This is a genomic window from Brevibacillus sp. HB2.2 (genome assembly GCF_013284275.1).
GTDB lineage: Bacteria > Bacillota > Bacilli > Brevibacillales > Brevibacillaceae > Brevibacillus > Brevibacillus brevis_D.
This window is the reverse complement of the sequence record NZ_JABSUV010000026.1, coordinates 38,151-51,357: the sequence shown is the minus strand read 5'-3', so window position 1 is coordinate 51,357 and position 13,207 is coordinate 38,151. Positions and strand designations below refer to the sequence as shown.

Genomic DNA, 13,207 nt, shown 5'->3' with positions numbered 1-13,207 from the left:
AATCGAAAATTATCTCTCCCGCTACTTTTCGTCTCCGTCATTTGTATCGTTGCTCTACAGCTGCCTACCGCAGCAAAGGCGACGCCTGCGGATACTGACTCCTTGCAGGCGATGATTGATCAAGCACGCCCTAACGATACCGTTACCATCCCGTATGGTTTGTACAAAGGTCCGATCCGCATTACCAAGCCAATTCAATTGGTAGCCAATGATCCAGTGAAGATCATCAATCCGACCGAAGAAGAGGCAACGCTCACGATTGAAAGCGACAATGTGAGCGTGCAAGGAATCCATATCGTGGACAAGCGAATCAACAGTGACGTAGCCGCTCTTGTCATCCGTGGCGATCAAAACTTTCTCGAGAATGTCATCGTTGAAACGAAAGGGATCGGTATTCAATTACGGCAAGCAGACTACAACACGCTGCACAACGTTCAAGTCATCGGAAAAATCAAAGGTGATGGCAGCCCAACGACCAGTTCTGGACATAATCACGGAGCACAGCCTGAAGTAAAGCCAAAGCAAACGGAAAAAGCCAGACGAGGAAACGGAATCGACGTGCGTGAATCGGATCATAACCGTTTCATTAAAAATCAGGTGACGAATGTCGAAGATGGCTTTTACGTCGAAAATAGCGATCGAAACCATCTGGAACAAAATCTGGTGACGAGCTCGCGGTACGGCTATCATTTCATGGGCACCTCTGATACGACGGTCATCAACAACATTGGAATGGAAAATGTGACAGGCTCCCAGCTTATGGAGTCGCGCAAATTGACGGTTACCGGGAACCAATTTTTGAAACAGCAAAAAAATCCTGGTTCGCAAGGAATTCTTCTCATTACCGTACAGGATACGCTGATTGCAAACAACACGATTGAGGGGAACCGCGTTGGACTGTATTTAGAGCAATCATCCGGTATTACGGTTAAAAACAATTTACTCAGTCTCAACTTTATCGGCATGCAGTTTTTGTCCTCTTCTGACAACGTATTAACCGATAATCAATTCGTCTCCAACGTCATCCAAGCGCAAGCCCAGGATAGTCAGAACAACAACTTAAACAAAAACTACTGGGACAATCTGCAAGGACTCGATGTAAACGGGGATTCTCGCAGTGATTTGCCGTACGAGATGAATCCTTTTTACCTAGGTTTGACCGATGCGGTTCCTGCCTATCAGTTGTTTTTCCAAGCCCCTGGATTTGTGTTTCTGGAAGGCTTGTTTACAAGTGGGGCCGGTTCAGCAATCAAGGACGCATCTCCTTTAATGCAACCCTCGGACACCGTGCTACTTGAATCCGGGGAAACGAGCAGTTGGGGTGCAGGCATTCTTGGACTTATCTTGTTAGTAGGAAGCTGTTCCATCATTTATATAGGAGTGAGAAAATCATGAACAAAATGAAAAAATGGGGTACAACAATCGGAGCAATTCTCGGCATTAGCCTGCTTATGGTCGGCTGCGGAAGCGAAGAGCCGAAACCTGTGGATATCGCGGAAGGCGTAGACAAATGCGACCTTTGCAAAATGCATGTCCCTAACGATTACAATGCTACTGAAATCGTCTTAAAAGATGGAAAAGCACTGAAGTTCGATGATCTCGGCTGCATGAACAACTGGATGAAAGAGAATGGAACCGATAACGTGGCTGTACAATTTGTCCGCGATTACTACACAGCAGAATGGACAAAAGCAGAGAAAGCTACCTACGCTTACGACAAAGACTTCAAAACGCCAATGACATATGGCATCTACTCTTTCAAAGAGAAGTCTGCTGCAGACAGCTTCGTTCAGGAACAAAAGAAAGGTATTGTCATGAGTGCGGATGAGTTGAAAAATCATAGCTGGGAAAATAGCATGAGCAAGCACATGAACAAAGACGGTCAGTCTTCCGAAGGTCAACATCATGGCGGTCACGAAAGCAAGCCAGCCGATCACGGCAGCAATAGTACTACCCCAACCACACATAACTAACAGAGGGAGTGGAGTCTTTGCACATCAATCTGATTGCCAAACGAGAAGTGAAGGTAGGCTTTCGCAATCCATGGTCCTACTCGTTTATGGCTCTGTTCTCCCTGTTTAGTTTGGGGCTCTTGATTATCCAATCGCAGTCCTACATGAAGGGTTATACGTATACGACAGGTACCATGCTGAATCTGATTTTGTATTTGCTGCCACTGATGACGATGCTTCTCTCCTCTTTTTCCTTGACGGCGGAAAAAGAAGAGGGAAGCTGGCAGCTCCTCTCTACCTACTCCATGACGACCTTTTCGTTTTTGGTGGGGAAATATTTGGGACAAGCACTCGTGTTAGTTGCGATCGTCAGCTTCGGGTATGGGTTGTCTGGTGTAGCTGGTATGCTGTTAGGAAAAAGCTTTGCATTCTCGACACTTTTGTTTTTGCTTGCCTTTTCCATCTGTCTCATTCTTTTATTTTTGGGAATTGCCATGCTGATTGGCGCCATTAGTAAAAACCGTTGGCAGGCTTTGACGATGGGAGTCAGCATCTGGTTCTTCTATATTCTGGCATGGCCTACTCTTCTCATCTCTGTGCTCAGCTTCGTCCCTTATACATGGATCAAGCCTCTGCTTCAGCTCGCAACGTTTCTCAACCCAGCGGAGTTTGTACGAATCTTTTCCGTTGCCAGATTAGGCGGTGGCTCGATCTTTGGACCTGAATACTACAAATGGGTGTACTGGGCTGATTCTCCGCTTGGTGATCTCATCTTTGTCACACTCAGTCTGCTCTGGATCAGTGCGACCTTGTTCATAGCCATCCGGGTATGGGAAAGAAGGTAATGTAATGAATACGTTAGGACTTACCATCGACCAGGTCGCTAAGGAAATCAATGGGAAAACAATCGTCCACCCATTCAGTATGAACATTCCACCCGGCCAAGTCGTCGCCCTATGCGGCGGGAACGGCGCAGGGAAAAGTACGATTCTGCGGATGCTGGTCGGTATTCTCCCGCCTTCTTCGGGAACCATTCAGCTCAACGGGTTAAACTGGAACGATAATCGCGTAGAGTATCTTCAAGAAATCGGTTATATGCCGGATCACTTTACGTTTTCTGCCGGACTTACCGCGAAAGAAACGCTCGAGTTTTACGCTTCCCTGCGCAATCGCACCGCCGAAGAGGCGGATCGGCTGCTGAAAATGGTGGGACTGCATGAAGTGAGAAACAAACGAGTGTCTCAGTTCTCCAAAGGCATGCAGCAGCGTCTCTTGTTTGCCCAAGCGATATTGGCAAAGCCTGCACTCGTTGTTCTCGATGAACCGACCAACGGACTCGATCCGTATTGGATGGATGCATTTGTCGATCTCGTGCGGGAAGTAAAGCTAGCGGGTCAATCCGTTCTCTTTACGACACACCAGTTGCAGGTGGCAGATGCGGTAGCGGATCGGGCAATTTTCTTGATGAATGGGAAAATCGTGCGTGATGGGTCGATAAAGGAGTACCAGCAGCAGTATGGGGCAATTGGTTTGTATGGTGCTTTTTCCGAGCTTGTAAATCAGGCAAAGGCATGAATAAAAAAACGCGGGAGAGATTTGATCGTTTAGATCGACTCCCGCGTTTTTGCTATTTATAGCGCCTTCGCTTCCATATAAAAGACCGATAAAAACTTTTTCACACTAATCCGGCACTTCGTCGTTTTTTCACCCGCCTCCAGCTCTTGCATCCGTTGGCGAATTTCTTGAAAGTCAAACAGTCGTGGTGCAAAGTGTTCAAAGGTCGGGTTGGCATAGTCGGTCAACCCCAATGAGGAAAGATGCGTAAAGGCTTGCAGGACCATCCGGCGAATCCGTTGTTCCATAGCACGCACCTCTTTGGTAATGCCATGCTCATTCAGGCTAGCATGCACCTTCAGCAGAATTTGTGTGTACAGTTCCTTGAGCTGCAATTCGTGCAGTTTGTCTCCTTGCCGCTCATCCTGTACGAGCCATTCCATGATCAATAGCAGATCGGGAGCCCCGGCCTCACCTGCGATCCCTAGCTGCAACAGCAGCTTTCTCGCTTTTTGTGCCAGAATATCCTGATCGGATGACTGACTTTTCAAGCCGCTGGTATGTGGTTCTTTTGCTTTGACATCCAGGATTTGCAAGGATTTGCGGATGGTTTGCAGAGAGGCTTCCAGCGTCAAGTAATCCGATACCCGCTTTAGCACAGCCATGACTTCAAGGCGGTTGATCGGCTTTTGAATAAAGGTATCAATTCCTTGCAAATAAGCCTCCCCGATCATTTCCTTGTTCTCCACCTGTGACACCATAATGAAGCGGCCCGCGAAGCCATCTGCCTGCAACTTTTTGATCGTTTGGATGCCATCGAGTCCCGGCATCAACAAGTCGATCAAAATGACATCGACCCCATACAGTAGATCAATCGAAACGTGACTGCCATCGCTGGCTTGTCCTACAATTTCACCCAACCCGCTGTCTTGAATAATCCGTTCGAGCATGCGGCGCACTACGGCATCATCTTCAATTAAAAAGAAACGTATCATTGCTTACACTCCCTCCTTTCCGAGCAATTGGTCAGTCGGAATTTGCACTTCTAAGTGCGTCATTTGCTTCTGATCAGGTAAAATACGCAGGCTTCCTTGTAGGCTTTGGACAATTCCTCGGGCATGCGTCAGTCCAATTCCGGTAGATGCATTTCCCTTTTCATCGTATTTCGTCGTATACCCGGGCTGAAACACCCATTCCTGCTCTTCCAGCGGGATTCCCGGACCACTGTCAAGTACACTGAACACCAGATGACGATGAATCAGCTTCACATTCAGCTCAATCCGTCCCGACATGGGAATCGCCTCTACTGCATTGGCTACCAGGTTGTTTAGCACGGAGAGCAGCGCATAGATTTGGCTGGTAGACAGGTTGATGTGACAGCTCCACTCGATTTGAATATCCTTTCCCAACATCTCTGCGTACTTCTGATTCGCCCGAGCAACCAACTCACACAGCTCTTTGATCGGCAGCTGTGGTGCTAGTCCCTCCTGATTGATTAGCTTGGAAATCCCCGCCAGCATCCGCTGCGAATCTTTTTTTACTTCATGTACATTCTCGGCAATCGCCAAGGCTGTCGGGGATTCCGCATGCTCCGAGGTGAGCAGACGCCTGTAGAGCTGGTAGCTCTCGCGCGTGATTTCCTCCAAATGCGTCATTGATTTTCGCAAGTAAAAGGCTTCCTCATACAGCTCCGTATTGATCATCCGCAGACGCTCCAACTCTTGCTGACGCACCTCTCCCACTGCCCGCAACTGCCTGATCGAAAAGCTGTTGTACAAACCAACAGCAAAAAAGCTACGCAAGACCCCAAAGAAGAGAAGCATCAAAAAGCTCTGCCAAGTGATCGGCGGAAAATCAGTGAAATACTGTCGTACTTGGATCTCTACCACATTGGAGATGAAATCAATAGATGCACCTATCAGCCCTAACCATAGAGGAAACTCGCGATACCTTCGCGCACGGAGCAAATAAAACAGAACCGTAAAGCTGAAATAGTAAAAGGCGGAGGGAAGATGAGCAGCCACACTCTCCATGTATGGACGGTACGCAAAAAAGACATCCATACCGACGCGAAATCCGAAGATAAACGTCCCTGTAAAAAAACCCGTCAGCAATACAGGTACGGACGAAAACCACAGCAATCCGAAAAAGAAAGCAGCGATGCCCAAGGAAAAACGAAAAGACCCTCCTACGGGGTTTACCTTCATCTCTCCAAAAAAAGCAGTTGCCAGCATGATAATAAACAGGATCAAAAGGCGTTCTCGCATAGCTGCTCCTTTCACACGGAAAAAGATCTCCTATTCTTATTTTACTAAGAATCGGAGATCTGCAAAGATAAAACGCTTACGCGTGCTTATTTTCCAGTCGCTTGGAGACGACTGACAGCGCGTAGTTGACGACAAAGTACATCACTGCCACCATCAGGAAGGTCGGAATAACGTAGTTAACATTGCGTCCGTTGATGATTTGCGCATGGTTCATCAGCTCTGGCAAAGCGATTACGACAGCCAGCGACGTATCCTTCAAGAGCGAAATGAATTGGCTCACAATCGGCGGAACCATCCTTCTGAGAGCCTGCGGAAGGACAACATGCCACAGTGTCTGGACATAATTCAGACCTGAGGAACGTGCAGCTTCAATCTGTCCTTTTTCGACCGAAGTTAAACCGCTTCGCACAATTTCCGATAACATCGCTGCTTCGAAAATAACCAACGCCAAAACAGCAGCCCAAAACTTGTCCAGCTTGATTCCCACTTCCGGGAGAGCAAAATACGTAAAGAAAATAATCAACAAGAGCGGCAAATTACGAATCAGCTCTACGATTGTCCCGAGAACTTGTGAGACTCCGGGAATTTTTGCGTAACGCAAAACCCCTACGATAATCGCAATCGTAAAACTGAAGACAATTGACAAGAAAGCGACCTGCAAAGTGACCAAAAAGCCTTCGAGCAGGAAGGTCAAATGACTGGGCGCATATGCTCCGGTAAAGTCCATGATGTCCCCTCCTCCTTAGCGGCTTCCAGCCAAGCGTCGCTCCAAATAACTGACGAACGCGCTCAACGGAAGGGTCAGAATCAGATAGAAAACAGCTACAAAGATGTACACATCAAAGGTAACAAACGTATCAGCGGCAATCAGATCTCCATAGTACATCAGGTCAAGACCTGCAATCACACCTAATACCGAGGAGTTTTTTACGAGATTGATAAACTGGTTGCCCATCGGCGGGATCACGACCTTGATCGCTTGTGGCAAAATAATATAGCGCATCGTTTGTCCGTACGTCAATCCCGAGGAACGAGCGGCTTCTGTCTGTCCTTTTGGAATCGCCTGAATGCCTGCGCGGATCGTCTCTGCGATAAATGCTGCGGTATACACTGTCAAGCCAAGCGTACCTGCAATAAAAGGCTCCAGTATGATACCAATGGCCGGCAAGCCCACAAAAAAGAGGAAAACGACGAGAATCAACGGGATATTACGCACAAACTCGATGTATGCCGTAGCGATCCACTTGAGTGGTCGAATCGGAGAAATCCGAAAGATCGCAAAGAGCGTCCCCAGTACAAAGCTCCCAACGAGAGCAAGCAGGCTCGCCTGCAAGGTGTTCCAAAAGCCTTTGAGATACATATCCATGTGATCAAACAAGATAGAAAAATCGATCATCTCTTATGCGATCCTCCTTGTGTGCAAAATTCTGTTAGGAATATAAGGGAATGAGCGGCAGAGTAAACCGCTCATTCTTTATGGAGTCGAACCGCATTATTTTTTAGGTTTTGTTCCGATCCATTTTTCGTAAATCTTGTCGTATTCACCGTTTTCTTTCATTTCTTTCAGCAGATCGTTCACGGTTTTCACGAATTCAGCGTCACCCTTGCTGATTGCAATACCGTATGGCTCTTCCGTGAAGGTCTCTTCTGTTACACGGTAGTTCGGATCTTGCTTCGCCATGCCGTACAGGAGAGCGTTATCAGTTGTCAGCGCGTCACCTTGACCAGCTTTGAGTGCTGTGAAGGCTTCCGCGTAGTTTTCGAATTCCAGTACTTCTACGTCAGGAGCACTCGCTCTGATGTTTTTCGCAGAAGTAGATCCTTTTGCGGTCACGATTTTCATGCCTTTTTGCATGTCTTTCAGACCGTTGATTGGGCTGTCCTTTTTCACCAAGAAAGATTGACCTGCCAGGAAGTACACATCAGAGAAGTCTACTTCTTTTTTACGGTCTTCTGTAATGGTCATCGTTGCGATGATCGCGTCAATTTCTCCGTTTTTCAGCATCGGAATACGCGTTTTGGAGGTTACTTCCTTCAGCTCAATTTTGTTTTCGTCCCCGAGTACTTTCTTTGCGATCGCTTTCGCAATATCGATATCGAAGCCTTCTACATTTCCGGTTGCCGGGTCTTTCAAGCCGAACAAATTCAGGTCGTACTTCACTCCGACTACGAATTTGTCTCTTTCTTTGATTTTTGCCAATGTGCCTGTACCTGCTGTAGCTGGTGTACCTTTTGCGCCGCCTTCTGTTGTACTACCTCCACCACAGCCTGCCAACGCAGTTGCGCTCAGCATCAGAACGAGACCCATACCTGCTACCTTTTTCCACAGCTTGTTTGCTTTCATCTGAATACCCCTTTTCTCTATTGTTTTCTTTTTTTAGTGATTCAAAATCCGACTCAAGAACAAACGCGCACGTTCTTCACGCGGACTTGCGAAAAACTCCTCTGGTGTCGAATCTTCGAGAATCGTGCCCTGATCCATAAACACGATGCGATCTGCGACTTCGCGGGCGAAGCCCATTTCATGCGTCACGACCACCATCGTCATGCCTTCCTTCGCCAGCTTCTTCATGACATCGAGCACTTCTCCGATTGTCTCGGGGTCCAGTGCAGAGGTCGGCTCGTCAAACAGCATGATTTTTGGTCGCATGGCCAGTCCACGCGCAATTGCTACTCGTTGCTGTTGACCGCCAGATAGTTGCGTTGGGAACATTTCCGCCTTTTCCGGAATCCCTACCTTTTCCAAATAGTAGAGAGCCGTTTCTTCGGCTTCCTTCTGCGATACGCCCAGTACCTTGGTTGGTGCCAGCGTAATGTTTTGCAGTACGGTCTTATGCGGGTATAGATTGAAGTGCTGGAACACCATGCCGATGTCCCGACGCAGCTTGTTGATATCGGTGTTTTTATCGTTCACTTTCACCCCGTCTACCACCAGCTCTCCGTCTGTAACCGTTTCCAATCTGTTGATACAGCGAACCATCGTGCTTTTACCCGATCCTGACGGGCCAATGACCACGACGACTTCTCCCTGGTTGATATGCAGGTTGATGTTCTTGAGGACATGAAAGTTTCCGTAATGTTTATTTACTTGATGAAAACTAATCAACCTTAAATCCCCCTTGCTCTATGTCTTATTTTGTATACTAATGTCGAACTACTCAAAACTACTGAAAAAGACAAAGAAAAGTTTTTCTGTTTAAAATTTTCTAATAACACACAATAAAAAAACGAAGTGAACCTCCCAGGCAAATGGGAGCCAATATATTATGTAAGACCTGAATGGAGGCCGGCCTATGAAAGAGGAAAATGTAAAGCCTTGGCTCATCCGGATGCGCCAAGGAGAGGAAGAAGCTTTTCAAGAAGTCTATCGAGCAACTCGCACGTACGCCTACAATCTGATCTATTTTCTGGCGCCACACAAACAGGATGTAGACGACATGATGAGTGAAGTGTACGTGGAGTTGATTCGAAGCATCCACAGGTACGATGTGGAGCAGCCCTTTATCCCATGGTTCAACGGCTTGATTGTGCGGCAGGTTCGCAACTGGAATCGGAGCATTTGGAGAAGATTCCGCCTGCTGGAGCGGGTAAAGGAAAAAGGCTACGAAGCACCTGTTGCAGGTATGGAGGATAAGCTGGGGGCAATCAGTGATGAGCTGGAAGTCATTCCTGCCGTAGAGAAATTATCCTTCAAGCTCAAGGAAATCGTCGTACTGCGTTACTATCAGAACTGTTCCTTGGAGGAAATTGCTGCGATTCTTCAAATCCCGCTCGGAACGGTGAAATCGAGACATCACTTGGCGATGAAAAAGTTGAGAGAGCATTTTGAGCATCGAATCAATCCTGAGGAGGCATCTTTTCATGTTCATTGAAAAAAAGCTGAGAAATGAGTATGAGTTGGCAGCAGGGAAGGTCCACATTGATCCTGCATTGGATAGCAAAATCGAACGATTAGCCAAAAAGGAGTTCGCTGGCAAGCGGCGTTTGCACAAAGGGATGCGCTTTCGCCCAAAGCTGGTACATGTTGCAGCTGCTTTCGCCCTGACTACTGGTTTTGGTTATGCGACACACAGCTTGTTGTACAAAATTGATGAAGGCTCTGTCCAAATGGAAGTTCAAGCAAGTAAGGATTTTACATTGACACAAATAACCCCTAAAGAAATACGTCTGGAATTGGCAAACGTTGAGAACAAACTGGCAACAGGCGAAACTGCCCTTGTCTACTTCGCAGCGCTTGAAAAAGAGAAGCACCCTCTCTTTCAACAAAACCCCATGATCGGCATCGAAAAGCCGGATGTGGTGAAAGATTGGAAAGCATGGACTGCCGTCCTCAGTGAAGAAGCTTCTCTCTCACATGCCTTGCCACACCAGCTTCCTGACAGCTTTTCCTTCCTTGAAGGCAAACAGGGTACCCCATACGGTGTCATGATGGGTCAAGAAGGACAGCAGTGGCTGCATGAGCTTCAAGAAGAAAGCAAGGAAACAGGCAAAAATGTCGTATGGAAAGTCGTTCCACAAGCGACTTCTCCTATCGAAGCGTATACCAGTCTGTATGAGAACGAGCAAAAAGAACGTATCTTTGTTACGGTAGAGAAATTCCCGAAAGAACAGCTAGATGTACAATTGAGCACACCAGAAACAACGAAATACGATGCAGTAACTGTCAGCGGAAAAAAAGCGCATTACACGAAAAACGACCAGTTCTTGTTTAGTGAATCCGGTCAGTATCAAGAGCTGTCTTGGTTGGATCAAGATGGAGAGCAACCGATTATGTATCGTATAGCTACCGATTCGCCAACCGTTTCCAAAGAAATGCTGGTCCAGGCTGCAAAAGCAAGCCAGCAGTAACAATATGAAAAAAGATAAACCAGTTCAACGCTCTTTATGCGATGACTGGTTTTTCCCTTTTAAACTATTACGCATTCAGATCATACAGTCCTGGACTGTGCTCATTTGGCTGTTCCGGCATGATAGGAACCGGGAAGCCCTCAGGTGGGGGAATTACTTCCAGACTGCCGCCATTTCTACTCGGCGACTGTCCGTTGAAGATTTCTCCAATACGAGTGTTATCCAATCGGAAATTGAATTGAGCATTGTGGAAGCCCATTTCTACATACTTGCGGCACTCAGGATACTTGTTTATGTCGTAGTTGGGGATAGGGAACAGCTTGCCCCAGTTCACGCCTAATGTCTCCAATGCCTTTGCGAAGGCGTTTTGATGGGCGTTATCCCGAACGATTAGGAAAGCAAGCGTTTCACGGAATGTTTTGTTCGAGCTCATTTCGTAAATGCGTGACTTTTGCAGGACACCGGTTGATTCCAGCACCAGGTTGTCGAGAAGATCACTTATCAAATTGCCATGATTATACACATAATTCCCCATCCATGGATTTCCTGCTGCATCGACGGGTAAGGAGCTTTGCGCACCCACGATAAAATGGTGCGGGTTCGCGTGCTTGACTGCCTCATCAAGCGGTGCTCCGTCAACCCCCGCATTACCGGGAACCTCTTCACCACTCCCCGTCAGCAATTGATTAATCGTGTGCTGTACAAGCTCCACGTGCGCTATTTCTTCCAAAAAAACACCCCGTAGCAAATCACGATACGGAATGGCATTCCCACGGAAGTTGTTAGCCTGGAAAAAATATTGCATCATGGTGCGCATTTCTCCAAAACGACCACCCAAAATCTCCTGGATGACTTTAGCTGCCGCCAGGTCTGGTTTATCTGGAACAATCATGTTAATCAAATCTTCCTTGTAAAAGTACAAAAGGCATGACCTCCCACCAAAGTAGAATGCTACGTTTTAGTTTGGATGATGACGATCTACTTTAACCGGAAAGAGCAAGAAAACGGTACTTGAATAAACCCGACTACTTTGTAAAACAGTAAGCACCATATGATCAAGGGCTATTTTTTTCACACTGTCAATAAAGGAGAATAAAAATGACTCGATTTTTAATCAAGATGGCTGTTAACGGCATTATTGTTGTCGCCTGTTTATGGTGGTTTGCAAATGCCCCCTGGACATCCGCTATTTTAACGGCACTCGGCTTGACCGTCATTGCTTATCTGATTGGCGATCAATTGATATTGCGTGCAACCAATAATGTTACGGCCACGATTGCAGATGCAGTGATCGCTGCTATTTACTTATGGGCAGTTGCCAGATGGCTGGATTGGCCATTAAGTTTTGGGGAGTTAATCATTACGGTAGCCCTTTTAGGTGTGGCAGAACTTGTGTACCATCGCTTTTTGGGTATATACGATCATAATCGTATCCAGAAAGAACCCGGTAAATAATTCTCCTCTTCCTTTGAGGGGATATATCCTGTCCCTCATGTAAATCTTATCTTTGGGTTACATCACAAAGTTAGGAGAACCCGAATGGATATCAAAACTCTACTGAGTACTGGGAGGACATTAATGGGTATTTTATCAGGCAATCCGCAAAATGAACCTATGCATTATGGCGAGGTTTTTGGAGTATGGATGTACCTTTCAACAACAAAGGGCTTGCTTTCTAGTTATCAAACAGCGCTCAACCATACTGGTGATCATGATCTGAAAAGCTTCCTTGAAGACATTACGCGAGGCATGAAACAAGAAGTGGAACAGCTGGATGAATTGCTCAAAGTGAATGGGATTGGATTGCCACCAGCGCCACCGGATCGCCCTGTAGCGAATCTAGAAAGCATTCCGGCTGGTGCTCGTATGAATGACCCAGAGATCGCTGCCGGTGTTACAAGAGACATTGCAGCCGGATTGGTTGCCTGCAGTCAAATCATGGCTCAATCCATCCGAGAAGATATCGCGATGCTTTTTGGTCAGTACCATGCTGCAAAAGCCCAATTTGGCCTCAGATTGCTCCGCATTTCAAAAGAAAAAGGCTGGTTGGTTCCGCCGCCTCTTCATATGCAAACGCCAGAACTTGTCCATGCCTAAACTTGGTGATAAGCACTGCCTGATTGGCAGTGCTTATCGCTTTTCACCTATTTGGGACTGGGGGATACGCGATTGAAAAAAACAATGATCGGTGCCTTTCTTTTTGGAGTAGGTATCATTGGTATGCTAGATGGCATTATCTTTCACCAAATTTTACAGTGGCATAGTGTAGACATGTACGGAGATCGACACCATCAGATCATGAGTGACGGTTTCTTCCATTTATTCGTGACGGTCATTATTTTCATTTCGGGCATTCTTCTGTGGAAAAGCAACCCTGTAGGGACTGCGTATTATTTCTGGAGTAGTTTTTTCCTCGGAGCTGGTACATTTAACTTGATGGAAGGAATTGTTAACCACCATCTCCTGCAAATTCATCACGTCAAGCCGGGTCCATCTCAATTCTTATACGATATCTCTTATGATGTATTCGCACTTCTGCTGATTGGGATCGGATGGCTACTATATAGGCGTACAAAATCGAAATAA

16 protein-coding genes are annotated in these 13,207 nt (G+C 46.7%); 9 read left to right on the top strand and 7 right to left on the bottom strand.

The features are described from left to right. The first annotated feature begins 102 nt into the window (after positions 1-102). The 4 genes from HP401_RS19035 to HP401_RS19020 are packed head-to-tail and all read left to right on the top strand — an operon-like array spanning position 103 to position 3,527. Positions 103-1,395: a right-handed parallel beta-helix repeat-containing protein gene (locus HP401_RS19035; RefSeq protein ID WP_173606138.1), complete on the top strand. Its 1,293-nt coding sequence runs from the start codon at positions 103-105 to the stop codon at positions 1,393-1,395. Then, complete coding sequence (locus tag HP401_RS19030) at positions 1,392-1,973, top strand: nitrous oxide reductase accessory protein NosL (protein ID WP_041749285.1); 582 nt, start codon at positions 1,392-1,394, stop codon at positions 1,971-1,973. Before HP401_RS19035 ends, HP401_RS19030 begins: the two co-directional genes overlap by 4 nt. Before the next feature lie 17 nt (positions 1,974-1,990). Continuing rightward, entirely contained in the window at positions 1,991-2,797 is an 807-nt protein-coding gene (locus HP401_RS19025; RefSeq protein WP_012684951.1) for an ABC transporter permease, read from the top strand. 4 nt (positions 2,798-2,801) lie between these two features. Then, positions 2,802-3,527, top strand: coding sequence for an ABC transporter ATP-binding protein (locus tag HP401_RS19020; RefSeq protein WP_173606137.1), 726 nt, complete (start codon positions 2,802-2,804; stop codon positions 3,525-3,527). Positions 3,528-3,583: 56 nt separating this feature from the next. Here HP401_RS19020 and HP401_RS19015 read toward each other — a convergent pair whose 3' ends face one another. The 6 genes from HP401_RS19015 to HP401_RS18990 form a co-directional block, all read right to left on the bottom strand. After that, on the bottom strand, positions 3,584-4,501 hold the full coding sequence (locus tag HP401_RS19015; protein WP_173606136.1) for a response regulator: 918 nt from the start codon (positions 4,499-4,501) through the stop codon (positions 3,584-3,586). Positions 4,502-4,504: 3 nt separating this feature from the next. Further along, positions 4,505-5,773, bottom strand: a complete 1,269-nt coding sequence (locus tag HP401_RS19010; RefSeq protein WP_041749792.1) for a sensor histidine kinase — start codon at positions 5,771-5,773, stop codon at positions 4,505-4,507. A 76-nt stretch (positions 5,774-5,849) separates the two neighbouring features. Next, positions 5,850-6,500, bottom strand: coding sequence for an amino acid ABC transporter permease (locus HP401_RS19005; RefSeq protein WP_012684947.1), 651 nt, complete (start codon positions 6,498-6,500; stop codon positions 5,850-5,852). A 15-nt stretch (positions 6,501-6,515) separates the two neighbouring features. Further along, a complete protein-coding gene (locus HP401_RS19000; protein WP_173606135.1) occupies positions 6,516-7,169 on the bottom strand; it encodes an amino acid ABC transporter permease in 654 nt (217 codons plus the stop codon). Between the two features lie 96 nt (positions 7,170-7,265). Then, entirely contained in the window at positions 7,266-8,117 is an 852-nt protein-coding gene (locus HP401_RS18995) for a transporter substrate-binding domain-containing protein (RefSeq protein ID WP_173606134.1), read from the bottom strand. Between the two features lie 33 nt (positions 8,118-8,150). After that, positions 8,151-8,879: an amino acid ABC transporter ATP-binding protein gene (locus HP401_RS18990; RefSeq protein WP_173606133.1), complete on the bottom strand. Its 729-nt coding sequence runs from the start codon at positions 8,877-8,879 to the stop codon at positions 8,151-8,153. A 187-nt stretch (positions 8,880-9,066) separates the two neighbouring features. On the opposite strand from HP401_RS18990, the gene HP401_RS18985 reads away from it, so the two are divergent. Both HP401_RS18985 and HP401_RS18980 read left to right on the top strand, forming a co-directional pair. Next, complete coding sequence (locus HP401_RS18985) at positions 9,067-9,645, top strand: sigma-70 family RNA polymerase sigma factor (protein WP_173606132.1); 579 nt, start codon at positions 9,067-9,069, stop codon at positions 9,643-9,645. Next, entirely contained in the window at positions 9,635-10,621 is a 987-nt protein-coding gene (locus HP401_RS18980; protein ID WP_173606131.1) for a hypothetical protein, read from the top strand. Before HP401_RS18985 ends, HP401_RS18980 begins: the two co-directional genes overlap by 11 nt. A 67-nt stretch (positions 10,622-10,688) precedes the next feature. Here the strand turns inward: HP401_RS18980 and HP401_RS18975 are convergent, their stop codons facing one another. After that, positions 10,689-11,543, bottom strand: coding sequence for a manganese catalase family protein (locus tag HP401_RS18975; RefSeq protein WP_173606130.1), 855 nt, complete (start codon positions 11,541-11,543; stop codon positions 10,689-10,691). Positions 11,544-11,719: 176 nt separating this feature from the next. On the opposite strand from HP401_RS18975, the gene HP401_RS18970 reads away from it, so the two are divergent. The 3 genes from HP401_RS18970 (at position 11,720) to HP401_RS18960 (ending at position 13,207) form a co-directional block, all read left to right on the top strand. After that, entirely contained in the window at positions 11,720-12,076 is a 357-nt protein-coding gene (locus HP401_RS18970; RefSeq protein WP_173606129.1) for a DUF2512 family protein, read from the top strand. A gap of 123 nt (positions 12,077-12,199) precedes the next feature. Then, positions 12,200-12,718 (top strand): DUF3231 family protein, encoded by a 519-nt coding sequence (locus HP401_RS18965; RefSeq protein ID WP_173606128.1) that lies wholly within the window; start codon positions 12,200-12,202, stop codon positions 12,716-12,718. Between the two features lie 72 nt (positions 12,719-12,790). Further along, entirely contained in the window at positions 12,791-13,207 is a 417-nt protein-coding gene (locus tag HP401_RS18960) for a DUF2243 domain-containing protein (protein WP_254457120.1), read from the top strand.

What these genes read in the sequence shown, in the direction of transcription:
- HP401_RS19030 (WP_041749285.1), top strand. Translation starts at nt 1,392, where the DNA reads ATGAACAAAATGAAAAAATGGGGTACAACAATCGGAGCAATTCTCGGC.
- HP401_RS19020 (WP_173606137.1), top strand. Translation starts at nt 2,802, where the DNA reads ATGAATACGTTAGGACTTACCATCGACCAGGTCGCTAAGGAAATCAAT.
- HP401_RS19015 (WP_173606136.1), bottom strand. Translation starts at nt 4,501, where the DNA reads ATGATACGTTTCTTTTTAATTGAAGATGATGCCGTAGTGCGCCGCATG.
- HP401_RS19010 (WP_041749792.1), bottom strand. Translation starts at nt 5,773, where the DNA reads ATGCGAGAACGCCTTTTGATCCTGTTTATTATCATGCTGGCAACTGCT.
- HP401_RS19005 (WP_012684947.1), bottom strand. Translation starts at nt 6,500, where the DNA reads ATGGACTTTACCGGAGCATATGCGCCCAGTCATTTGACCTTCCTGCTC.
- HP401_RS19000 (WP_173606135.1), bottom strand. Translation starts at nt 7,169, where the DNA reads ATGATCGATTTTTCTATCTTGTTTGATCACATGGATATGTATCTCAAA.
- HP401_RS18995 (WP_173606134.1), bottom strand. Translation starts at nt 8,117, where the DNA reads ATGAAAGCAAACAAGCTGTGGAAAAAGGTAGCAGGTATGGGTCTCGTT.
- HP401_RS18985 (WP_173606132.1), top strand. Translation starts at nt 9,067, where the DNA reads ATGAAAGAGGAAAATGTAAAGCCTTGGCTCATCCGGATGCGCCAAGGA.
- HP401_RS18980 (WP_173606131.1), top strand. Translation starts at nt 9,635, where the DNA reads ATGTTCATTGAAAAAAAGCTGAGAAATGAGTATGAGTTGGCAGCAGGG.
- HP401_RS18970 (WP_173606129.1), top strand. Translation starts at nt 11,720, where the DNA reads ATGACTCGATTTTTAATCAAGATGGCTGTTAACGGCATTATTGTTGTC.
- HP401_RS18965 (WP_173606128.1), top strand. Translation starts at nt 12,200, where the DNA reads ATGGGTATTTTATCAGGCAATCCGCAAAATGAACCTATGCATTATGGC.